This is a genomic window from Chryseobacterium sp. AG844 (assembly GCF_003182335.1).
In the GTDB taxonomy this organism is placed as follows: domain Bacteria; phylum Bacteroidota; class Bacteroidia; order Flavobacteriales; family Weeksellaceae; genus Chryseobacterium; species Chryseobacterium cupriresistens.
Map to the genome: position 1 here is coordinate 27646 of NZ_QGTV01000004.1, position 22320 is coordinate 49965.

Below are 22320 nucleotides of genomic sequence, written 5' to 3' on the forward strand. Positions count from 1 at the left end.
ATACATTAATAATTAATCATTTAACTTTAGTACAGCCATGAACGCTGATTGCGGTACTTCTACTCTACCAATCTGTTTCATTTTCTTCTTACCTTCTTTCTGCTTTTCCAATAGTTTACGTTTTCTGGAAATATCTCCTCCATAACATTTTGCGGTAACGTCCTTTCTTAAGGCTTTAATCGTTTCTCTCGCGATAACTTTCGTACCTAATGCTGCCTGAACAGCAATATCAAACTGTTGTCTAGGAATCAGCTCACGAAGCTTTTCACACATCCTTTTACCGATATAATAAGCATTAGAATCGTGAATCAATGAAGATAAGGCATCTACCATATCACCATTGATCAGGATATCCATTTTTACAAGCTTGGAAGCCCTGAATCCGATTGGATGATAATCGAATGAAGCATATCCTTTAGAGATAGATTTTAATCTGTCATAGAAGTCGAATACCACCTCAGCAAGAGGCATATTGAAAATTAACTCTACTCTTTCTGATGTCAGATAACTCTGGTTAACAATTTCTCCTCTCTTTTCAATACATAAAGTCATTACTGCTCCTACGAAATCGGATTTTGTAATGATAGACGCCTTGATGAATGGTTCTTCTACTCTGTCCATCGTTGAAGGATCCATCATTTCAGACGGGTTGTTGATCAAAATCGGAACTTCAGGCTCTTTTTTAGTATATCCAAAATAAGATACGTTCGGTACCGTAGTGATGACGTTCATATTAAACTCTCTGTCAAGACGTTCCTGAACGATTTCCATGTGTAGCATTCCTAAGAATCCGCAACGGAAACCAAAACCAAGGGCGGCAGAACTTTCAGGTTCAAAAACCAGAGAAGCATCATTCAGTCTTAATTTTTCAAGAGAGAATCTTAATTCTTCAAAATCTTCAGAATCAATTGGGTAGATCCCGGCAAATACCATTGGTTTTACTTCCTCAAATCCATCAATCGGAGCATCTGCAGGTTTTTCAAATGAAGTGATGGTGTCTCCTACTTTTACCTCACGGGCATCTTTAATACCCGATACGAGATATCCTACATCTCCGCAATGGATCGTTTTCTTGGGAACCTGCTTCAGTTTTAAGGTACCCACTTCATCAGCACCATATTCCTTTCCTGTAGCGAAGAATTTGATCTTTTCATTTTTGGTGATGCTTCCGTTCACTACTTTAAAATAAGCTTCAATACCTCTGAACGGGTTGTATACAGAGTCAAAGATCAAAGCCTGCAGTGGACCGTCAGGATCTCCTACCGGTGCAGGAATTCTTTCAACAATCTGCTCTAAAAGGTTATGAACACCTTCTCCTGTTTTACCGGAAACTCTCAATACATCTTCATATTCGCATCCGATAAGGTTCATGATCTCATCGGTTACTTCTTCCGGGTTCGCAGACGGAAGGTCAATTTTATTCAGAATCGGAATGATCGTTAAATCATTTTCCAATGCAAGATACAGGTTACTAATGGTCTGTGCCTGAATACTCTGTGCAGCATCTACAATAAGAAGTGCACCTTCACAGGCAGCAATAGAACGGGAAACTTCATAAGAGAAGTCAACGTGTCCCGGGGTATCAATAAGGTTTAAAATATATTTTTCTCCTTTATACTCATAATCCATCTGGATCGCATGTGACTTAATGGTAATCCCACGTTCTTTCTCCAGATCCATATCATCCAGCGTCTGAGACTGCAATTCTCTTTGGGTAACGGTATTCGTGTACTCCAATAGACGGTCTGCCAGGGTACTTTTACCATGGTCGATATGAGCGATTATGCAAAAATTTCGTATGTTTTTCATTTAAGAATCTTGTAATTTGCAAAGATAAGAAAATGCAGGAGAATTTTTCATTCTTAATTCTTTCTTTTAACTGAAACACAGATAACAATAAGAAGAGAAGTAAAATTTTCCCTCTTTTTAAATATTATTTTGTTTTGCCAAAGTCTTCCGGTAACACATAATTTCCGGTAAAAGGATCAAGATAAACTTTAGGTCCTGCAGTATTCTTTCTTTTGCCTGATAAACTGACATCTATCACTGCACCAATAACGCCACCAATCAGACCTCCTGCTGCTGCACCAATTGTAACCCCGGTTGTAGCAGTTTCAGGAAATAATTCTGCTTTTGTTACCTCAATAAAAACACCCTTATCATCTTTAAAAATCTCAGTGTAACCCACAGGGATATTTTTGTAGGCAATGCCCTTATATACAAAAGCATAAAAATGTCTTATTGCCGATTTTTCATCTCCTTTTACAGCCTTTGTAATGATTCCCTTATCATTAGCCTGCAAAGTAAATCCGGGTTCAGGATTATGAGTAAAAAAGCTATAATAGTCTTTGTAAACCCCTTCTTTAAGTTCATTTGCTTTTAGAATACTCAATTTTTCTTTTAATACAGAGGCATAATCAGGAAACTCATTTTCTGAAATGCTAAGTTCCCAAGGGGTTGCTTTATAGGAGTCTTTAAAAAGATCAGTAAGAATTAAAGTCACTTTTCTTGCCAGACTTTGTGCCAGATAAGGTGTTATACGTGATGAGACTGTTGCCACAGTATCTATTCTATCCATAAAATGATATCCGTCTTCTTTTTTAATAAATATACCTGCCTTTAATTCAAGCTTTCCAATAGAATACTTTTCCTTTTTATCTTCTGAAATATTTAAATTTTCAAGCAAAAAAACCATATCATTATTTCCTCGTGACGGATTGTACTTATAAAACCAATCCTGTATGTCTTTGCTGGCATTATTTTCGAAAACAACTTTTACCTCGTCCTTGTGGTGCATAACAATTCCAATTTCTTGATTTGCCCTTTGATCTATTACCGTAAGACTCTTGATAGAATTTTTGCCATCTTTAATGGATTTTGAAAGATCAATGGTTTCTATTTTCTGTGCTGATGCAAAAACTGAAATCAATAAAAAGAAAAAAATGTTTCTCATAATTTATGTTTTAACTTCAACAAAAATAGGAATTTACAGCAAAATTAAACGGCTCTCACAGAAAGATCTGTAAGAGCCGTCCAACATTAAAAAAATAAACTATTATGGGTTCTGTTTAGGTCCCGAAGCATTGTTATGGTTTCCGTGAGGTCTTCTTTCGTCCATTTTATCCTTCATCATTTTCTCGGATTGAAACAGCTTCAAAACTTTCTGGCAGGGAATTACCTGCTGCATTTTATCTGCGTATTTCTTTCTGTTATCCAATAACTTCTGTCCCAATTCAAAACTTTGCTGCAATTTTGCTTTAGCCTCGTCATCCGTTAAGGATTCAGGATCAAAGTTTGAATTAAACTGACTTTTTATCTGCCTCTGGCTATCGAGATATTCGTTATACAATTGTGTAAATTCGGCTTTATCGTCTGGATCAACATTAAGATTATCCATGATCATATTGTCCCTGAATTTCTTCAGGAGTTCTTTTCTCTCTTCCGGAGAAAGATTATTGATGACTTCTTTCCTTTGTTTAGGATCCATCTTTTTCCAATCATAATCCGTTCTTTGGGCATTCAATCCAAAGCCATAAATAATCAAAAACGTCAATAATATATTTTTCATTTTCTTTTAATTATAAATATCCAAATAAACGTCCTGAGTCGAATTACTTGCTAATTCTGCAATTTCAGAATTAGAAAACGAGTCAAGATATTCATTCATTCGTGTTTCTTCTTTTTTCTTTACAGTTTTCACCGGTTCAGGGGTCTCTGCAGTTTTTTTGGTTTCGTTTAAACTTTTAGAAGCGTAGACATTGTTATTTTTTTGATTGTCAACTGTTTGATCATTATTTTCAACAGAAGTTAAATCAGATTTTAAAGTTTCGTAAGCCAGCTCGCTTTCTGTTTTCGGCGCTCCGTCATTGGCAGCATAAGCTGTTTTAGAGTTCAGTATCTGTTCAGGGGAATCATTATCTGAATTAAAAACATAAGTTGCTCCAAAAATCAAAGCCAGTGATGCTGCAGCAGCATACATCCAGTTCAGCTTAAAGACAGGTGCTTTTTTACTTGCCTTTATATCATTCATAACGTTCTCCTGAATATTTTGAAACAAATCATCAGGAACTGTGTAAATGTTTTTACGCTCTAATTTTTCTATGTCGAACTCTTTCATCTTTGTTGGTCAAAAATTATTTTTCGTAATTTTCTTTAATATACTCTTCTATTTTCTGTTTGGCATAATGATAATTTGTTTTCAAAGTGCCTACCGACATATCCACAATTTTTGATATTTCTTCGTAGGGCAAATCATCATAATACCGCATCATAAATACCAGTTTCTGCTTTTCGGGCAGGCTCTGTATAGCGTTCTGCAGTAAAATCTGTATTTCTTCAGCATCTCCTTCCGTATTATCTGCGACGAGATTCTGCATATGATACTCCGGATCCTCATCCGTTTTCTGCATTTTTTTCATTTTGTTGACCTGTTGTAGTGCTTCGTTGGTAGCGATTCTGTACAACCAGGTATACAACTGGCTATCATTTTTAAACTGATGAAAATTCTGATATGCTTTAATAAAAGTTTCCTGCAAAGTATCCTGTGCAAGATCTCCGTCCACAATAATTCTTCGTATGTGCCAGTACAATCTGCTTTGATAGGCATCCATCAAGGCACGAACCCCTTTATCCTGGGTTCGTGGATTTTGCATCAACGAAATAATTTCCGCGTCCTTAATCTTCATAAGATGCCTTCATTGTTTTGGATTACAAAAATAGCTGAAAGTTAAATTAAAAATTCAATTTTCATTTTAAATATTAAAAATAATATGAGACACTTACGCAATAAACGTGCCTATATTGAAGTACAAGATTTCTGAAGTGTTCTTCCTTTCCCGGCTCAGCTTAAAATCTTATATTTGTTATATGCAAATTGTAATCATCGGTTCCGGAAATGTTGCCTATCATATGGCAAAAGCTTTCACGTTGAAAAGCATTCCTGTGGCGCAGCTATTTGGGAGGAACGAAAAAGAATTAAGTAAAATCTCTGAAGAATTAAATATTCCTTGCTCTACAGATCATCTGGAAGAAGCAGATCTTTATATTCTTTGTGTAAGCGATCATTCTGTGGAAGAAGTCTCAAAAATTATTACAAAAAAAGATTGTCTGGTGGCCCATACCTCAGGATCTCTTCCAAAAGAAGTTCTGGCTGGTGAGTATAGAAAATCCAGCTTCTACCCTTTACAGACTTTTTCAAAATCCAAGGAACTTGACTATGAAAAAATTCCGTTTTTCATAGAGGCGGAAAATGAAAAAGATCAAAAAATATTGTTTGATCTTGCTTCAAAGATTTCGGAAAGAGTAATGGAAAGCAATCACGAAAAAAGAAAATATATTCACCTGACGGCTGTATTTGCCTGCAATTTTGTGAATCATCTTTTTTCAAGGGCTAAAGAAATTTCAGATTCCCAGGATATTCCGTTTGATTATTTCTTGCCGCTGATTGATGAAACGGTTCAGAAAATTCATGAAATTGAGCCCAAAATGGCACAAACGGGCCCCGCAGTAAGAAATGATGTAAGGATTTTACAGCTGCATGAACAGTTATTAAAAGACGAAAGTCTTGAAATTTATAAAACAATGAATCATTCTATTCAGGAAATGTATGAGCTATAAAGAGAAATTAAAAGATATTAAAGCATTTGTATTTGATGTTGACGGAGTTTTCACAGACGGAAGCGTATATCTGCTTCCCGGAGGAAATATGTGCAGGGTAATGAATGTCCTGGACGGTTATGCAGTAGTAAAAGCTTTAAAAAACAATTATTTAATTGGGGTTATTACGGGAGGAAATGATGAAATGGTAAAGCACAGAATCAATTATCTGGGTATTCAGGACTACTATCCGAAGTCTCACAATAAAATGAATGATTTTGAAGATTTTAAGAAGAAATACAATCTTAAAAATGAAGAAATTCTGACCATGGGTGATGATCTTCCGGATATTCACATCATGGAAAGTTCAGCCATTGCGGCATGTCCTGAAAATGCGGTTCCTGAAGTAAAAGGAATTTCCGATTATATTTCCCCGAAAAAAGGTGGAACAGGGGCGGTTCGTGATGTCATTGAACAGGTAATGAAAGTTCAGGGAAACTGGCATGACGATAATACTCAATCTGTATAAGTATCTGTATGAAATTACTTTTAGCATCACAATCCCCAAGAAGAAAAGAACTTCTTTCGAGTTTAGGCTTTGAATTTGAAGTCGTAAAAATAGACTGTGAAGAAATTATTCCGGAAACTATCAAAATACAGGAAGCGGCCGCTTATCTTTCTGACTTAAAAGCAGATGCTTTCAGAAGTCTGGAGGAAGATGAAGTACTTCTGACTGCCGATACGGTAGTTGCTATCGACAATCAGATCCTTGGTAAACCTAAAGATGAAGCGGATGCCTTTAAAATGCTTCAAAACCTTTCAGGAAGAACGCATCAGGTGTATACGGGAATTACCATCAAAACCGCCGGAAAATCGATCACTGAAACCGATGTGGCTGATGTTACTCTGGACAAGCTTTCGGATGAAGAAATAAACTATTATATTCAGAACTATAAGCCTTTCGACAAAGCCGGAAGTTATGGTGTCCAGGAATGGCTGGGAATGGCAAAGATCACAAGTCTTACCGGAAGTTATTATACCATTATGGGGCTTCCTACCCATCTTGTTTATAAAATACTGAAAGAATCTTCTCTGATTTAAAAGATTATCAGGGTCAAAACTCCCATTAAAGAAGAAATAAAATATTTCCGCCAGAAATATAAATATTATTCATTATAAAATTTTATTATTTTTACAAAATCATCAAACTGCTGATAATAAAAAGCAGATTAGCGAGTTATATTGAATAATGAAAAAGAATATATTATTCCTTTTAGTCATATGTCTTGTTGCTTCCTGTGCTACCAAAACAAAAAAGCCGGAGCAGCGTTCAAGAGTATTGAAAGGATTTTCCACATATTACAACACTCTCTTTAATGCAAAAGATGCGTTAAACAGTGAGTTTACAGCCAGAGATAAAGGGCATAAAGACAATTTCTATGCTCCCTATATTCCCATTCTTACTTACGAAGAACAACCTTTGGGCAGTGATCTCGGGCAGACTGAAGCTTTTGCTGAAAACTCTATGAAGATGGCAGAAGTAGCCAACAGACCTTCAGGAAGAGGCAATTCAGGAATTCCGAATATTCCCGGCGGACCTCAGGGAAACGGTCCTTCAAGACCTGACGGAGAAGAGAATAAAGGAGCCACTACTCTGGAAATTGCAGAAGCTAAAGCTTTAAAAGCAATTAATAAATATTCTGTAACCAGAAATGGTGAAGAGAAAAACAAGCAGATTTTTGATGCCTACATGATCCTTGCGCAGGCAAGAATTTACCGTGGTAAATCTCTGGAGGCCCTGGATGCTCTCAATTATGTTTTCACCCGTATGAAGGATGATAAGAGAATTGCACTTGCAAGGATTTATCAGGGTCTTGCTTATGATCAGATCAAAGATTATCACAGAGCGCATGAAACATTTGCGAAACTGAAAAGTGAAGATATCAGTAAAAGTTATGCAAAACTGCTAAGCATTTACTATTCCGAATCTCTTCTTGATGCCGGTAAGAAAGAAGAAGCTGCCAAGGAACTTGACAATGCTTTTGAGCTCAATACAAACAGAAAACTGAAGAGCAGAATTGCTTATCTGAGAGGCCAGGTTCTGGAAAATCTGAATCAGAATGATAAAGCAAGAGAAAGCTATGCTGCAGCGTATAAATATGCCAGTGATTTCGAATTTGAAGTAAAATCTCAGGTTGCCATCGCTAAAACTTTTAACGGTAAAGGTGATTATGCAGGAGCCAAAAATTATCTGGAAGGAATCAGTAAAAAAGGGATGTATGGATCCAGAAAGAACGAATTTTACTATGCCTTAGGTTTGATGGCCAATAAAGCAGGCAAAAAAGATGAGGCTCAGCAATTCTTCAGAAAATCGCTTTTTGAAAAGGTTTCCGATCCTCAGATCCGTGGATTGGCTTATTATGAAATAGGAAAAAGCTATCTTGATAAGAATGATTATATCGGAGCCGGAAGTTATTATGATTCTGCACTTGCTGTAATGACTTATGAGCCTTCAAAAATACTGTTAAAAGACCAGTCTGAATACATTAAAAAGATTTCCAAAAACTACTATCTGATCAAAAAGAATGACAGTATTCTTTCTCTGGCAAAAATGAATGATGCTCAGAAAACAGACTATTTCACAAAATATATTGCCAAATTAAAGATTAAAGAAGAGAAAGAGGAACAGGAAAGAAGACGTGCAGAAAGAAGTAAAGGTTTTGATACCGGTGATTACAGTGCCAATTCTATTTTTGCCAATAGTGGCAATTCTTTTGAGGACTTTGGAGTCACGACAAAAGGTTTTTATTTCAGCAATTCAGGAACGGTAAGCAAAGGAACCTCTTCATTTAAGCAGATCTGGGGAGACCGTGCCCTGGCCGATAACTGGCGTTCTTCCAAGAAAATGGCCTCTATTGAAGATATGAAAAATGAAGCGTTGGGAGTAGCCTCAGCGCCTAATCCAAGACGTTTTGAGCCTGCGTACTATATTGAACAGATTCCTACGGATCAGGGGAAATTATCTCAGTTAAAAAAGGACAGAGATACCGCTTCATTAGGTCTGGGAATTATGTATCAGAATTATTTTACCAATACTCCACTGGCCACGAAAACGCTTTATGATCTTGTGGATGTAAAGCCGGAAGAAAAAGTGATGTTACAGGCATTGTATGAGATTTTTGCCATGAATTATGAGAAAAATCCACAGGCTTCTGAAAGAGCAAAACAAATTCTCCTGGCAGATTATCCATATACTTCTTATGCAGAATTTGCCAGAAATCCTAAGAATAAATCATTTGTAAAATCAACCGAAGAAGTTGAAAACGAATACAAAAAGGCATATGCGCTATTTGAATCCGAAAAATTTGCAGAAAGTAAAGATCTGATCGATCAGACGATTCAGAAGTATCCGAAAGATGCTCTGGTTCCCAAGCTGTATTTATTAAATGCTTTCAATGCAGGAAAATCAAGTGGAAAGGAAGTTATGATTCTGCAGCTTGAACAGATTGCCCTGAATTATTCCAAGACACCTGAAGGCATACGAGCCAAAGAAATGTTGAATTACCTGAAAAGTGATTTGAGCTTCCAGGCAACGGATAATAAAGGAAATTCTATTCCTCAGCAGCCGTCAGGAGCACCAGTACAGCCTAGCAGCCAAAATACGGGAGTTCCACAAATGAACAGCGGAAAAGTACAGAAGCTGGATACGATGCAGAACATTAATACGAATACTGCTCCACAAAATCCTAAAAAGCCGAACGAAACAAAATCGGGTTCCAAGATCCCGCCAAGGCCACAATAAAATAAAAAAGCGAAGATTATTCTTCGCTTTTATTTTTCTTTACTCCGTGGAAGTCCTTCAGATAGAAAGGTTCAAAATAAGCCATATCTTCAAATTCTTTATTTTCTATTTTTTCCAGCGTCTTTCTGATCAGATATTGAGAAGAAGGATAAACGTTTTCATTAAAAACTGCCTCCGGAAGATTCAGAATCTCTTTTGCTTTTTTAGCACCATCCCCTACAAACAGAACTTTTTTATCTTTAAATTCTTCAAAAGAAGTCTCATCTAAAATCTTCGCTTCTGTCTTGGATAACTCCTCCCCTGTTCTACCATCATAAACGGCCGTATAAACCTCCATTCTCCTTGCATCGATCAAAGGTATTATAAAATCGAAGTTATCGCCTAAAAAAGGCTCTATCATACTTTCAAGAGAATTCACTGCTATCAAAGGAACTCTGAGTCCATAACAAAACCCTTTTGCAGAGGCCGCTCCGATTCGTAGGCCGGTATAAGATCCGGGGCCTTTTCCTAAAGAAACAGCTTCAATATCTTTAAGCGTAATCCCCGCTCCTTCCAATGCCCACTCTACGTACGTGTGAAGGCTTTCAGACTGTTTATAGTTTTCAGAAACTTCTTCACAAAGGCATAATAGCTTCTCATTGTCTGATATAGCTACTGAACAGTTCTTGGATGATGTTTCCAGATATAGAATTTTCATTTTTTTATTTTAAGCTAAACAGCAAAATTGCAAAAGCAAAACCGCATTTAATTTTGTGCAAATTTACTCCATTATTTTGGACTATTTTCTATAAATCGTTCTTGGCTCCGCCTGAGCACTCGGATAGATAGTCATATCTGAAATAGTAACGTGTTTCGGAGCATTTACACAGTAAGCAATGGCATCAGCAATATCTTCCGCTTTCAGGGCATCATAGCCTGCATACACCGTTGAAGCCTTTTCACTGTCGCCTTTGAACCTTACCAGAGAGAAATCGGTTTCTACAGCTCCCGGCTGGATGTTGGTTACTTTGATTCCAAATTCGGTAAGTTCCAGTCTCATACCTTCCGAAATAACGTCTACCGCTTTCTTTGTTGCACAGTACACTACTCCATTCGCATAGGTTTGTCTTGCTGCTACAGAACTGATGTTTACAATATGACCTAAGCTTTTAGTTTTCATCGTCGGAATAATCATTTTGGAAACATAGAGTAATCCCTTCACATTTCCGTCAATCATAGAATCCCAATCATCCGTCTTACCAGCAGAGAGAGGATCTAACCCATGAGCATTGCCGGCATTATTAATCAGAACATCAATATCTTTCCAGTTTTCAGGAAGGGAATTAATGGCCGCTTCCACTTCTTCAAGATTCCTTACATCAAATACTAAACTAAATATTTCGGTGTATTGAGAAAGTTCTGTTTTTACAGATTCAAGCACCTCACTTCTCCTTCCACAAATAATAATTCTGTTTCCTTGTTTTGCAAGAAGCTCTGCAGTGGCTTTACCTATACCGGAAGTTGCACCGGTGATCAATATTGTCTTCATAAAATTGGTTGTTAAATGTCCGAATGCACTCCTCTATCAATGTCATGATTCTGTTACATTCAAACATTGTTGTATTGATATATTAATTCGCATCAAAAGACTGAAAAGCATCTTTGATATGGTCAATTACTAAATTTTTATTTTCATCGGGAAGAACAGAAATAATATCAAACCTGGCTTCCTGACCGTTATTACATTCCTCCAGATAATGATTAGCTGCAGAAACAATAGATTTTATCTTTGTTTTGGTTACAGCTTCCTGAGGAAGGATGAAGGCATCGGTGGATCTTGCTTTCACTTCCACGATAATAATCAGATTATCTTTTTCAGCAATGATATCAATTTCGTTTTGCTTAAAACGAAAGTTTCTGGCCTTAATGGTATAGCCGTTTTTCTGAAGATAATCAGCAGCGAGATTCTCTGCTATTTTTCCAAAATCATTGTGATGAGCCATAGTGTATAATTAAGAGTTTGGAGATAGGAGAGTAGTAGTGCCTTAAAAATCTATTTTTACATTAGCATCCACTTTCATTTTCACGTTGGCACCGATTAAAAGGGGTCTGTTGTCCTTAATATGTCCATTCGGGAAAGCAAACACTACGGGAAATTTATATTTTGAAATTCTGTCTGAGATCAGTTTATAAACGAACTCATCAAAACTTTCATCATAGCTTTGATTTTCCTTTTCATCCCCCATATTGGTCATTCCACCAACAATCAATCCTTTGATTTTATTGAAAACACCTGCCAGTTCCAGACTCATGATCATACGATCCAGTGCATAGAAGTTTTCCCCGATATCTTCGATAAACAGAATCTTGTCTTTAAAGTCAAATGAATATTTGGTTCCAAGAAGGGCATAGATAAGGGCTAAATTCCCTCCGACCAGTTCTCCCTGAATATTCCCCTTTTTATTGAATGGGTGAGGTTTAAGGCTGTATTTTGGCTTTTTCCCTTTCAGGATATCGAAAATAAGATCATAACTTTCATCAGTAACTCCAAAGCTGGATGTTTTAACAGTCTGCCCGTGAATGGAAACGAAACCTTTTTTCATCAGATAACTTTGGATAACTGTATTATCGGAATATCCAATATACCATTTCGGGTTTTCTGAGAAATTTTTCAGCTTCAGATGCTGAAGCAGATGCTGGCAACCGTAGCCTCCTCTGGAAGCCCATACAGCTTTTATTTCCTTATCATTAAAAGCCCAGTTGATATCTTTTGCTCTTTCCTTTTCTGTTCCGGCGTAATTATATCCGTTTGAAAATTTAGTGTAGAGATGTTCTCCGGGAACGGGTTCAAAACCTCTGCTTTTAATCATTTCTATTCCTTTTTCCAGTTGAGTGGCATCTACAGCTCCTGCAGGGGAAATAACAGCTATTTTGTCTCCTTTTTTAAGAGACTTTGGAAAGATCATTTTTTTCATTTTGCTTTTTGATATTTTACTTCTTTCTTTTCTGCTTCCTCCAGTTGTCTTTCAAACTGATTGAATTTTTTGAAACTCTGCAGGAAAATAAAGAAACTGAAGATAATAAGAATACAGCCAACAACTCTTCTGATCTGGTTGGCCAGTTTTTGTGTTAATTTATCATGAAACTGCTTGGCAAGAAATATCTTGGCAAGATCTATAGAAAGGTAAGTGGCCAGTACTATGCTGATGTATAAAATAAAACTGCTGGTGTCCGGATATTGATTCCTTACGGAAATTACCGTTACCAGCCAGAAAAGGATGACTCCCACATTGAGAAGGTTAAAGAAAAAACCATTGAAAAATGTCTTAATATAATTCTGTCCAATAATCCTTTCTTCGCCGGGCATATGCATTTTTGTTTTGGTAACCAGCATCACAATCCCGTAAACAAAAATAAGAATAGAAGTGATCCTGTAGAATCCCGGATGTTTATCTATTAACGTTACAATATCTGTACTGGCATAATAGGCTGCTACAATGCATAATAAATCTGCTGTAATGACGCCAAGATCCAGTGACAAGGCATGTCTGGGGCCTCTGGAAAAGCTGGTTTCAATAAGCAGGAAAAAAATAGGTCCTATGAAAACCAGGCTTAGCATAAATCCTAATATGACGGCAGATAGTACAAGTTCTAGCATTAAGTAGTGTTTTAAAATGAATAAAAATTCATTTCGTTTAATACAAAGTTAGACTTTATGATTTAATTATTCAATAAAGTTGTGATATATCAAGTGGATTTTAATAACACTTTAATGTAATTTTTTATTAAGGAATAGGAGAGGAGTGGAGAGTACATTTCATACTTTTTATATTTAGAAAATAAAAGGCTGACGGTTCGGTAACACATCAGCCTTTATAATTTTATCAACAGTCTTCTTAAAGAATTAATTCTTTACTTCACAATCTGGAAGTCAAGCTGCTTCTGAATCAGATTGGCTTTCACCACCTTAATCTGAACTTCATCTCCAAGCTGGTATTTATTTCCATGTCTTATTCCGTATACAGCATGAGTTTTCGCATCATACATATAGGAATCATCCACAAGGTCTCTCAACTTGATCAAACCTTCAGCACCATTCTCAGGAATTTCAACCCAGAAACCAAACTCTGCTACTCCGGAAATCACTCCTCTGAATGTTTCTCCCAGATGTTTTTCCATGAATTTCACCTGCATGTACTTGATGGAATCTCTTTCCGCATCAGCTGCCAATCTTTCCATAGCACTGCAGTGTTTTGCTTTTTCTTCAAGCTCACCTCTGTTTGGAGATTTTCCTCCATCCAGATAATGCTGAAGAAGACGGTGTGCCAGCAAATCCGGATAACGACGGATAGGAGAGGTGAAGTGACTGTAATACTCAAAACCTAAACCATAGTGGCCGATTGGTTCCGTAGAGTATACCGCCTTACTCATACTTCTCATAGCAAGCGTTTCAATCATATTTTCTTCCCCTTTTCCTTTTACATCATGAAGAAGTTTATTCAAAGACGCAGCCACTTTTTTGGTATTGGCCAAATCCATTTTATATCCGAAAGTAGCAACGAAGTCTCTCAACGATTCCAGTTTTGCAGGATCCGGATCATCGTGTACCCTGTAAATAAATGTATTATTGGTGATCTCACCTTTTCTTGAAAGGGATACAAATTCTGATACTTTTTTATTGGCTAAGAGCATGAATTCTTCGATCAGGTGATTGGAATCTTTACTGATTTTAAAGTAAACCCCAACCGGCTCATTATTTTCATCAAGATTGAATCTTACTTCACTTCTGTCAAAAGTAATGGCTCCTTTTCGGACACGTTCATGACGCATTATTTTGGCCAGCTTATCAAGCGTATTGATCTCTTCAGCCAGATCTCCCTGTCCGGTTTCGATACGCTCCTGCGCTTCCTCATAAGTAAATCTTCTGTCTGAATGAATAACCGTTCTTCCGAACCACTGCTTTTGAATTTCAGCATTGTCATTCAGTTCGAAAACTGCAGAAAAAGTATATTTATCTTCATGTGGACGAAGTGAACAGACATCATTACTCAATACTTCCGGCAGCATCGGCACAACCCTGTCAACAAGGTATACCGAAGTGGCCCTCTGATAAGCTTCATCATCCAGAATAGTTCCCGGAACTACATAATGGGATACGTCTGCAATATGAACCCCGATTTCCCAGTTTCCGTTTTCCAGCTTTCTTATGGATAAAGCATCATCAAAATCCTTAGCATCCTTAGGGTCAATCGTAAACGTACAGATATCACGCATATCCCAGCGTTTTGCAACTTCTTCATCTGTGATGCTTCTGTCGATTTTATCTGCGTCAGCTTCTACTTCCGGTGGAAACTCATAAGGAAGACCATATTCAGCAAGGATAGAGTGGATTTCTGTTTCATGTTCTCCCGGAGCACCCAGCACCTGAATGATCTCTCCTTCCGGATTTTTGTCACCCGGTCTCCACTCTGTCATTTTTACAATGACCTTATCACCATCTTCAGCATTGTTGAACTTTCCTTTCGGAATAAAGATATCTGTGTTGATTGTTTTTTTATCACAAACCACAAATCCAAATTCCTTGTGGGTAACCTTCTGAAATGTTCCTACAAATTCCGTTCTGGTACGCTCCAAAACTTCCAGGACAGAGCCTTCCAGCTTCTTTCCTTTATAATGATAAGTTATAATAAGAACCTTATCTCCCTGCAGCGCATCCTTCACATTTTTGGAATGAACGAAGACATCATCTTCCAATCCTTCCACACTTACATAAGCATTTCCACTTTGGTTGAAGTCTATAGTTCCGGTAAGCGTTCCTGCGATTTTCAGGTTCACGATATACTTTCCTTTTTCTACTTCTTTAATCTTTTCAGATCCCTGAAGTTTGTGCAGTGCCTGGATCACAAGTTCTCTTTGTCTTGGATTTTTGTAATCTATTCCGTCAGCGATCTGCTTATAATTATAAATTTTGGATGAATTTGCATTCATAAAACGGAGGATCATTCTTCCGATCTCCATCATTTTTAAATCATTTTTATGACTTATATATTTTCTTTTTTTTGGCATTTTAATTTTCTTTTAATTGTTTTGATCTTTCTCAACTAAGACCATTTTCTAAATCTTCCTTATTCGTCCTTTGTATAAGGTCATTCAATTTCAGCATTAGAATCTTTCCGTAAATCATCAGAAATTATCTTTCAGTTTACTTACAACGGGAGCTTTAGTTTTGTATAAATTTAATACAATTCTGGAGAAGAAAAGAGAAAAACCTTCTATTAATATATTTCAAATATAAGAAAGGCTTTGGAGAAAAATAGAGTATAAATTTCTATCGGACACTGCAAATGTACGAATAAAAAATAAATAAGGCTTGCAAAGTGATTTACAAGCCTTATTTTATTTATTTAGCAAAATGCAATTTTGTCAACTCTGTTCTGGTGTCTTCCACCTTCGAAGTCTGTTGAAAGAAATTGATCTACAATTTCCAGCGCCAGTTCTTTAGCTATAAATCTTGCCGGCAGTGAAATCATATTGGCATCATTATGCTGTCTTGCCAGTGTTGCAATGTCCGGCATCCAGCACAAAGCACATCTTATTTTCTGGTGTTTGTTCGCAGTGATCTGAACTCCGTTTCCGCTTCCACAGATCAGGATTCCCAGCTCATTTTCTCCGTTTTCCACAGAGGTTGCGGCAGGGTGTACAAAGTCCGGATAATCCACACTGTTTGTGGAAAACGTTCCAAAATCCTGAACTTCAAACCTTTCTGAAAGATAGTTCTTAACAATCTCCTTATATTCATAGCCGGCATGGTCCGCTGCGATCGCAATTTTTCTTTTCATAATACTCTTATTAAGCTTTATTAGATTCTATTTCCTTACAAAGGTAAGAATAATAACAATTCGTGTTAGTAAACCCTGAGTTAATTGTGAAAAGGTATGTGAATAACTGTGGAAAACTTTTCTCAACTTTCTATTTTTAAAGATCAATTTATTTCGTAATAGAAATTCTTTCCGAAGATTTTTACTACAACTTTCCAGATGTTTTCTTCAGCTATCCCCAGATTTTTCCATAATAAAATAACTAATAATGGCTTCATTTCAAAGTTATCAACATTTGTTAATAAGTGTGTGAAATAGCGGGTTTACAGGAATTTATATTGTGAGTTAAATATGAATTGGATACAAGTTGAATGTTATCAATTATTATCATAAAACTTATCCCCGAAATTCACAACACTCAACAACAACTACATTATTCTTTTTTTTAAAAGAGAAAAAATTGTTGATTAATGGGTGATTGGGTTCGGGGAAAGTTTTTGAAAACTTTTATTTTAATCAAACTGTTGAAAAAGTTTAAAACCTTACATTTGTGAAACAAAAATTCAATGAGATTTATGAAATTGTTCTTGCGAGATTTTACCAAAAGCTAAAACGGATTTCTGCAGGACGGTCTCATAAGGCTTAGCAAAAAATAAATCTATTTATGAAAACAATCAATGATCTTAATTTTAAAGATAAGAAGGCTCTGGTAAGAGTGGACTTCAATGTTCCGCAGGATGATCAACTGAAAGTGACAGACAATACAAGAATTGTTGCTGTGAAACCTACAGTGGAGAAAATCCTTAATGATGGTGGTTCTGTCATCTTAATTACGCACCTTGGAAGACCTAAGGGAGAGGTTAAAGATGAATTTTCCCTTAAACATATTGTAGGCGAAGTTTCTTCTGTTTTAGGACAGGAAGTAAAGTTTGTGGATGAATGTATCGGAGAGAAAGCAGAGCAGGCAGCTGCCGATTTAAAACCGGGGGAAATCTTATTATTGGAAAATGTACGTTTTCATAATGAAGAAGAAAAAGGGGATGCTGCATTTGCAGAGAAACTTGCAAAGTTAGGAGATGCTTATGTAAATGACGCATTTGGTACGGCGCACAGAGCTCATGCTTCCACAGCAGTGATCGCTCAGTATTTTCCATCAACTAAATATTTCGGTTTATTGATGGCTAAAGAGCTCCAGGCTATCGATAAAGTTTTGAAAAGTGGGGAAAGACCTGTTACAGCTATTTTAGGAGGTTCTAAAGTTTCAACTAAAATTACCATTATAGAAAATATTCTTCCTGCAGTAGATAATCTGATCATTGGTGGAGGTATGGCATTTACTTTTATTAAGGCACTTGGCGGAAAAATTGGTAATTCTCTTGTTGAAGAAGATAAGCTTCCTTTGGCACTTGAGATTTTAGGAAAAGCTAAAGAACATAAAGTAAAAGTATATCTTCCTTCTGATGCTATCATTGCTGAAAGCTTTAATAATGATGTGGAGAGAAAAGAAGCTGACATCTATGCAATCCCTGAAGGATGGATGGGACTTGACGCGGGTCACAAATCGAGAGATCAGTTTAATGATGTATTGTTGAATTCAAGAACTATTCTTTGGAACGGACCTATCGGGGTTTTTGAAATGTCAAATTTTGCTGGTGGTACAGTTGCCTTAGGAGAGAGTATTGCTGAAGCAACAAGACTTGGTGCTTTCTCTTTAGTTGGAGGAGGTGACAGTGTTGCTTTTGTTAAGCAATTCGGATATGCTGATCAGGTAAGTTATGTTTCTACCGGCGGTGGAGCAATGCTTGAAAGTCTTGAAGGACTTGAGTTACCAGGGGTAGCTGCCATCAATAATTAATAGAAAAGATAAGATATTGTAAGGCCTGCTAATATAATTAGCAGGCTTTTTTTATTTCTGAAATATATAGAAAATCCTTTATTGATCGGTATTTCCATTGTATTATAGATATAACTTATAGTTATATGTGATTAAGTTGAATTCTCTTTCAACTGCTTAAGCTTTTAAAGTATTTTTTCTTATCAGAATCTTCCTTTATATCTCCGTAATTTTAGTGTTTTTTTCTGTTCTTTAAACAGACTTTTTGGAGATCATAGGCTCATTTTTTTGCTTTGTAATTTTGAAATAGTAGAAAGGTTAATGAATTTTATTCATCAATTTTCTGGTAAATTTTACCTGGTTGAAGATCTCTATTTTAAAAGCAGTTTTGATAGTTTTTTATTTTGAGATTATTTTTCAGGTAGTTTTTTCATAGGTGTAGGTAACCTATTACTGAACTTATAGATTTTATTTTTGAAATAGGGTAGATTTACTTTTTCTTGCTTAAAACAATCTGATAGTTATTTTAAAACAATATTTTATATCTAATTTATTTCATATAAGTGTGAATACTTTGTAATTTAGTGAATTTCAATAAATAAGCTTATTAATTTTGTTTTTTAAATGGTTTGATTTATCTTTGATTATTCCTTAAGTATTATAAAATGAACAAGTTACCAGCTTTTCGTATGATACATTATTGTAAGAAAAAATTAGGTAGTTTTTTGAAATACTTTTAGCATTGAATTTTTTTTAAGAATTAATTTCTGATAAAATTTTACAAACTCACTTTATTGTTTTCTGATATTTTTATATTTTGTCATTATTCTTGATGAGAAGGGTAGGGCAGTTCTTATTTTCATTTCCTGCATCTTTTGAATCAATTTGAAAAAATGTCTTGTCTGACTGTTGGTTTTTATTTTGTCTGAGATACTGAAAAATTGACCTTAATAAATACCTTTAAAATCGATTTTCTGGTTTTTTCCGGGAATTTATATACTGATTTATTTTTAGTAGGAAATGCTATTGTTTTTGTGAAAATTTATTTTATAATTCTCTTTTTTATATTTTTTTTCTTTTGATGCTTTTTAAGAAGCTTGTATAATGTTCAGGTATAATTTTCAGCTTAAGAAAGATTATGCATTATCCTCTTTGAATATTTTAAAAATAGGGTAGGGGATAGGTGTGTTAATTTTAATAAAAAGATAATCAGATTAAAAATTGCATTTAAAGTTGGTAAAGAAATTATTGATTGAATAGATATAAAAAAATAAAACCCAGGAGAAAAAATCCTGAGTTTTTTATTTTTCTAGCTAAATTTGCTAAAAATTGACCTTCATAAATAGGTCAAAAATCAATTTTCTATCTTTTTTCGATAATGTATATCAAACTTGAAAATTCGTTCGAAAATAACGCCTTTACGTTGGAAATTGTTCCAAAGATCACTGCTTTTAGCCAAAATAAGGGTGATTTTTTGTATTTTTCGCTCAACATAGAGATATAATATGAATCAAGTACCAAAGGTTTAATCTTTCTCATTTTCCAGTCGGGATTTTTAGAAATCAAGTTTTCCATACCTTTTTTTGAAAAATGATAGATATGTCTTGGAACATCATAAGCGGCCCAATATTCTTTATAATGTTTCGCATCATAGGAAGTAGGGTTGGGAACTGCAATGACAAGAATTCCTTTTTCTTTTAATTTTTCATGAAAAGCAGTAAGCATTTCATCCTGATTCTCGATGTGTTCAAATACATGCCATAGTGTAATAGCATCTAAGGTGTTACCTTCAATTTTATGAATATCATCTAAAATAGAAGCCTTGGTTATTTTTCCCTGTGCTGCTTTTCTGGCATCAGAATCCGGTTCAAATCCATAGGTTTCAAAATCACTTTCAATATATTTTACAAATTCTCCTGCACCGCATCCGTAGTCCAGAACTTTTGATCCTTTTTTTATTCTGTCTATCAGGATATTTTTTTTGTACTGAAGATTGAATGATTGAAGAAATTTATAAAGCTTTTCCTTCAAACTTCCGGAATCCTGATGGTGGGAAATATAATCTTCACTTTCATAATATCTGGAAATATTGGATGGAATAGGAGTGGTTTTAAAAACTCCTTTTGTTTCAGTCTCTTTAATCTCAAATATTTCCTGTGAAAGAAAATGATCTTTTATTTTCATTGTAAGTAAATATCTTTAGTATGATAAAAAAATTAAGATATTCAGAAGTGTTTTACGCTTATAAATACCTTAATTTTTGTTTTTTATTTTTTAATGTTTCACGTGAAACATTTTTATTAACGACCTAAATAAACCAATAAAACATTGATATCAGCAGGGGAAACCCCGCTAATTCTTCCAGCTTGTGCAATAGTCTTCGGACGTACATTAGACATCTTTTGTTTTGCTTCTGCAGATAGGCTGGAAAGCTTTGTGTAATCAAAATCTTCAGGGATTTTAATATTTTCCAGACGATTCAGCTTAGCTACATTTTCCTTTTCTTTTTCAATATAACCTTTATATTTGATATTGATTTCAGCCTGCTCTCTTACTTCATCGTTATATTGGGTAGAAACTTCTTTAATAAAATCGATTTCATCCAGTTTTTCTAACGTCATATTAGGTCTGGTAAGGATTTGTGCTGCTCTGTACGCCTGATCAACAGGGCTGCTTTCGATAGATTCCAGGACAGGGTTAATAATACCTGGTTTTAAAGAAGTTTCTCGAAGGAATTCTTCAAGTGATTGACTTTCAGATACTTTAGTTTCGACGCGTCTTAATCTGTCTTCTTTTGCCAGTCCTAGCTGATATGCTTTTTCTGTTAATCTGATATCGGCATTATCCTGTCTTAAAAGGAGTCTGTATTCTGCACGTGAAGTAAACATTCTGTAAGGTTCTTCAGTTCCCTTTGTGATTAAGTCATCAATCAATACTCCAATATAAGCTTCATCTCTGTTTAAAATAAAGTCTCCTTTTTTATGTACTTTATTATGTGCATTGATTCCGGCAATTAATCCCTGGCCAGCTGCTTCTTCATATCCGGTTGTTCCATTGATCTGTCCTGCGAAATATAAATTATCTATTAATTTAGTTTCCAGCGTATGTTTCAATTGGGTAGGAGGGAAGTAATCATATTCAATAGCGTAACCCGGACGGAAAACTTTTACATTTTCAAATCCTGGTATATGTTTCATCGCTTTGATCTGTACATCTTCCGGGAGAGAAGAACTGAATCCGTTGACATAGATTTCCACAGTTTTCCATCCTTCCGGTTCTACGAAAAGCTGGTGTCTGTTTCTTTCTGCGAAACGGTTAATTTTATCTTCAATGCTTGGACAGTATCTTGGGCCTAAACTTTGAATCGTTCCATTAAACATTGGACTTCTGTCAAAGCCTTCTCTTAAAATATCGTGTACCGTTTCATTAGTATATACGATATGACAGCTTAGTTGTTTGGTGAGTTTTGGTGTATCAAGATAGCTGAACTTTTGAGGATTTTCATCTCCTTTCTGTTCTTCCATTTTTGAATAATCCAAACTTCTTCCGTCTACTCTCGGTGGAGTACCGGTTTTCATTCTTCCTGCCTCAAAACCTAAAGTGACCAGTTGTTCTGTAATTCCAAAAGCTCTTGGTTCACCCATTCTTCCTCCTCCTAATTGTTTATCTCCAACATGGATTAATCCGTTAAGAAAAGTTCCGTTTGTAAGAACTACAGATTTTGCTTTAATCTCAATTCCTAAAGAAGTAACCACTCCGGCTACTTTATTATTTTCAACAATCAGTTGTTTCACCATATCCTGAAAGAAATCAAGATTGGGAGTATTCTCTAATGCTAAACGCCATTCTTCGGCAAAAAGCATTCTGTCATTTTGGGTTCTCGGAGACCACATCGCAGGACCTTTTGAAAGATTCAGCATTTTGAATTGGATCGCAGATTTGTCTGCCACAATTCCGGAATATCCTCCCATTGCATCAATCTCTCTTACGATCTGTCCTTTTGCGATTCCGCCCATTGCCGGGTTGCAACTCATCTGTCCGATGGTCTGCATATTCATTGTAATAAGCAGTGTTTTTGAACCCAGGTTAGCTGCTGCTGCTGCTGCCTCACAACCTGCATGTCCTGCACCTACTACTATTACATCATATATTTCTGAAATCATTTTTATCTCGCTTGTTTTAAGCTTTAAACCTTATCTTTATAACCAATGTTTCACGTGAAACATTTTTGGAGAATGCACTCTAGGTAAACTCATATTGTTGCTAGAATAGAGTACTTTAGATATGGGACT

Annotated in this window: 19 protein-coding genes; 5 read left to right on the plus strand and 14 right to left on the minus strand. The window is 35.8% G+C overall.

Annotation, left to right across the window (positions count from 1 at the left end):
• Positions 1 to 12 precede the first annotated feature (12 nt).
• The 5 genes from lepA to DEU40_RS05685 form a co-directional block, all read right to left on the minus strand.
• On the minus strand, positions 13 to 1809 hold the full coding sequence (gene lepA / locus DEU40_RS05665) for a translation elongation factor 4 (RefSeq protein WP_062672783.1): 1797 nt from the start codon (positions 1807 to 1809) through the stop codon (positions 13 to 15).
• A gap of 124 nt (positions 1810 to 1933) precedes the next feature.
• Positions 1934 to 2953, minus strand: coding sequence for a hypothetical protein (locus DEU40_RS05670; RefSeq protein WP_110008942.1), 1020 nt, complete (start codon positions 2951 to 2953; stop codon positions 1934 to 1936).
• 102 nt (positions 2954 to 3055) lie between these two features.
• Positions 3056 to 3568 carry a hypothetical protein gene (locus DEU40_RS05675; protein WP_110008943.1) on the minus strand — a complete coding sequence of 171 codons (513 nt, stop codon included), beginning with the start codon at positions 3566 to 3568 and terminating at the stop codon, positions 3056 to 3058.
• A 6-nt stretch (positions 3569 to 3574) separates the two neighbouring features.
• Positions 3575 to 4117 carry a hypothetical protein gene (locus DEU40_RS05680; protein ID WP_110008944.1) on the minus strand — a complete coding sequence of 181 codons (543 nt, stop codon included), beginning with the start codon at positions 4115 to 4117 and terminating at the stop codon, positions 3575 to 3577.
• A gap of 16 nt (positions 4118 to 4133) precedes the next feature.
• Positions 4134 to 4685 (minus strand): RNA polymerase sigma factor, encoded by a 552-nt coding sequence (locus DEU40_RS05685; RefSeq protein ID WP_110008945.1) that lies wholly within the window; start codon positions 4683 to 4685, stop codon positions 4134 to 4136.
• 181 nt (positions 4686 to 4866) lie between these two features.
• On the opposite strand from DEU40_RS05685, the gene DEU40_RS05690 reads away from it, so the two are divergent.
• The 4 genes from DEU40_RS05690 (at position 4867) to DEU40_RS05705 (ending at position 9397) form a co-directional block, all read left to right on the plus strand.
• Positions 4867 to 5616 (plus strand): Rossmann-like and DUF2520 domain-containing protein, encoded by a 750-nt coding sequence (locus DEU40_RS05690; RefSeq protein WP_110008946.1) that lies wholly within the window; start codon positions 4867 to 4869, stop codon positions 5614 to 5616.
• Positions 5606 to 6124: a KdsC family phosphatase gene (locus DEU40_RS05695; protein WP_062672795.1), complete on the plus strand. Its 519-nt coding sequence runs from the start codon at positions 5606 to 5608 to the stop codon at positions 6122 to 6124. The genes DEU40_RS05690 and DEU40_RS05695 overlap by 11 nt, the downstream gene beginning before the upstream one ends.
• A gap of 8 nt (positions 6125 to 6132) precedes the next feature.
• Positions 6133 to 6696: a Maf family protein gene (locus tag DEU40_RS05700; protein ID WP_110008947.1), complete on the plus strand. Its 564-nt coding sequence runs from the start codon at positions 6133 to 6135 to the stop codon at positions 6694 to 6696.
• A gap of 148 nt (positions 6697 to 6844) precedes the next feature.
• The gene (locus DEU40_RS05705; RefSeq protein ID WP_110008948.1) at positions 6845 to 9397 is read left to right on the plus strand and encodes a tetratricopeptide repeat protein; all 2553 of its coding nucleotides are present in this window, start codon (positions 6845 to 6847) and stop codon (positions 9395 to 9397) included.
• A 16-nt stretch (positions 9398 to 9413) separates the two neighbouring features.
• On the opposite strand, the gene tsaB is transcribed toward DEU40_RS05705, so the two are convergent.
• The 7 genes from tsaB to rpiB all read right to left on the minus strand — a co-directional run bounded on the left by tsaB (position 9414) and on the right by rpiB (position 16215).
• Positions 9414 to 10094, minus strand: coding sequence for a tRNA (adenosine(37)-N6)-threonylcarbamoyltransferase complex dimerization subunit type 1 TsaB (gene tsaB, locus DEU40_RS05710; RefSeq protein ID WP_110008949.1), 681 nt, complete (start codon positions 10092 to 10094; stop codon positions 9414 to 9416).
• A gap of 81 nt (positions 10095 to 10175) precedes the next feature.
• Entirely contained in the window at positions 10176 to 10925 is a 750-nt protein-coding gene (locus DEU40_RS05715) for an SDR family NAD(P)-dependent oxidoreductase (RefSeq protein ID WP_110008950.1), read from the minus strand.
• Between the two features lie 82 nt (positions 10926 to 11007).
• Entirely contained in the window at positions 11008 to 11379 is a 372-nt protein-coding gene (locus DEU40_RS05720; RefSeq protein WP_110008951.1) for a YraN family protein, read from the minus strand.
• 42 nt (positions 11380 to 11421) lie between these two features.
• A complete protein-coding gene (locus DEU40_RS05725) occupies positions 11422 to 12351 on the minus strand; it encodes an LD-carboxypeptidase (RefSeq protein ID WP_110008952.1) in 930 nt (309 codons plus the stop codon).
• Positions 12348 to 13034, minus strand: coding sequence for a LysE family translocator (locus DEU40_RS05730; RefSeq protein ID WP_110008953.1), 687 nt, complete (start codon positions 13032 to 13034; stop codon positions 12348 to 12350). Before DEU40_RS05730 ends, DEU40_RS05725 begins: the two co-directional genes overlap by 4 nt.
• 254 nt (positions 13035 to 13288) lie before the next feature.
• Positions 13289 to 15442, minus strand: a complete 2154-nt coding sequence (rnr, locus tag DEU40_RS05735; RefSeq protein WP_110008954.1) for a ribonuclease R — start codon at positions 15440 to 15442, stop codon at positions 13289 to 13291.
• A gap of 338 nt (positions 15443 to 15780) precedes the next feature.
• Positions 15781 to 16215 (minus strand): ribose 5-phosphate isomerase B, encoded by a 435-nt coding sequence (rpiB, locus tag DEU40_RS05740; protein WP_110008955.1) that lies wholly within the window; start codon positions 16213 to 16215, stop codon positions 15781 to 15783.
• A gap of 643 nt (positions 16216 to 16858) precedes the next feature.
• Between rpiB and DEU40_RS05745 the strand changes: the two genes are divergently transcribed.
• The gene (locus DEU40_RS05745; protein ID WP_110008956.1) at positions 16859 to 18049 is read left to right on the plus strand and encodes a phosphoglycerate kinase; all 1191 of its coding nucleotides are present in this window, start codon (positions 16859 to 16861) and stop codon (positions 18047 to 18049) included.
• 1341 nt (positions 18050 to 19390) lie between these two features.
• On the opposite strand, the gene DEU40_RS05750 is transcribed toward DEU40_RS05745, so the two are convergent.
• A complete protein-coding gene (locus DEU40_RS05750) occupies positions 19391 to 20212 on the minus strand; it encodes a class I SAM-dependent methyltransferase (protein WP_110008957.1) in 822 nt (273 codons plus the stop codon).
• Between the two features lie 116 nt (positions 20213 to 20328).
• On the minus strand, positions 20329 to 22191 hold the full coding sequence (gene mnmG / locus DEU40_RS05755) for a tRNA uridine-5-carboxymethylaminomethyl(34) synthesis enzyme MnmG (RefSeq protein ID WP_110008958.1): 1863 nt from the start codon (positions 22189 to 22191) through the stop codon (positions 20329 to 20331).
• Positions 22192 to 22320 lie beyond the last annotated feature (129 nt).

What these genes read in the sequence shown, in the direction of transcription:
- lepA (WP_062672783.1), bottom strand. Translation starts at nt 1,809, where the DNA reads ATGAAAAACATACGAAATTTTTGCATAATCGCTCATATCGACCATGGT.
- DEU40_RS05670 (WP_110008942.1), bottom strand. Translation starts at nt 2,953, where the DNA reads ATGAGAAACATTTTTTTCTTTTTATTGATTTCAGTTTTTGCATCAGCA.
- DEU40_RS05675 (WP_110008943.1), bottom strand. Translation starts at nt 3,568, where the DNA reads ATGAAAAATATATTATTGACGTTTTTGATTATTTATGGCTTTGGATTG.
- DEU40_RS05680 (WP_110008944.1), bottom strand. Translation starts at nt 4,117, where the DNA reads ATGAAAGAGTTCGACATAGAAAAATTAGAGCGTAAAAACATTTACACA.
- DEU40_RS05685 (WP_110008945.1), bottom strand. Translation starts at nt 4,685, where the DNA reads ATGAAGATTAAGGACGCGGAAATTATTTCGTTGATGCAAAATCCACGA.
- DEU40_RS05690 (WP_110008946.1), top strand. Translation starts at nt 4,867, where the DNA reads ATGCAAATTGTAATCATCGGTTCCGGAAATGTTGCCTATCATATGGCA.
- DEU40_RS05695 (WP_062672795.1), top strand. Translation starts at nt 5,606, where the DNA reads ATGAGCTATAAAGAGAAATTAAAAGATATTAAAGCATTTGTATTTGAT.
- DEU40_RS05700 (WP_110008947.1), top strand. Translation starts at nt 6,133, where the DNA reads ATGAAATTACTTTTAGCATCACAATCCCCAAGAAGAAAAGAACTTCTT.
- DEU40_RS05705 (WP_110008948.1), top strand. Translation starts at nt 6,845, where the DNA reads ATGAAAAAGAATATATTATTCCTTTTAGTCATATGTCTTGTTGCTTCC.
- tsaB (WP_110008949.1), bottom strand. Translation starts at nt 10,094, where the DNA reads ATGAAAATTCTATATCTGGAAACATCATCCAAGAACTGTTCAGTAGCT.
- DEU40_RS05715 (WP_110008950.1), bottom strand. Translation starts at nt 10,925, where the DNA reads ATGAAGACAATATTGATCACCGGTGCAACTTCCGGTATAGGTAAAGCC.
- DEU40_RS05720 (WP_110008951.1), bottom strand. Translation starts at nt 11,379, where the DNA reads ATGGCTCATCACAATGATTTTGGAAAAATAGCAGAGAATCTCGCTGCT.
- DEU40_RS05725 (WP_110008952.1), bottom strand. Translation starts at nt 12,351, where the DNA reads ATGAAAAAAATGATCTTTCCAAAGTCTCTTAAAAAAGGAGACAAAATA.
- DEU40_RS05730 (WP_110008953.1), bottom strand. Translation starts at nt 13,034, where the DNA reads ATGCTAGAACTTGTACTATCTGCCGTCATATTAGGATTTATGCTAAGC.
- rnr (WP_110008954.1), bottom strand. Translation starts at nt 15,442, where the DNA reads ATGCCAAAAAAAAGAAAATATATAAGTCATAAAAATGATTTAAAAATG.
- rpiB (WP_110008955.1), bottom strand. Translation starts at nt 16,215, where the DNA reads ATGAAAAGAAAAATTGCGATCGCAGCGGACCATGCCGGCTATGAATAT.
- DEU40_RS05745 (WP_110008956.1), top strand. Translation starts at nt 16,859, where the DNA reads ATGAAAACAATCAATGATCTTAATTTTAAAGATAAGAAGGCTCTGGTA.
- DEU40_RS05750 (WP_110008957.1), bottom strand. Translation starts at nt 20,212, where the DNA reads ATGAAAATAAAAGATCATTTTCTTTCACAGGAAATATTTGAGATTAAA.
- mnmG (WP_110008958.1), bottom strand. Translation starts at nt 22,191, where the DNA reads ATGATTTCAGAAATATATGATGTAATAGTAGTAGGTGCAGGACATGCA.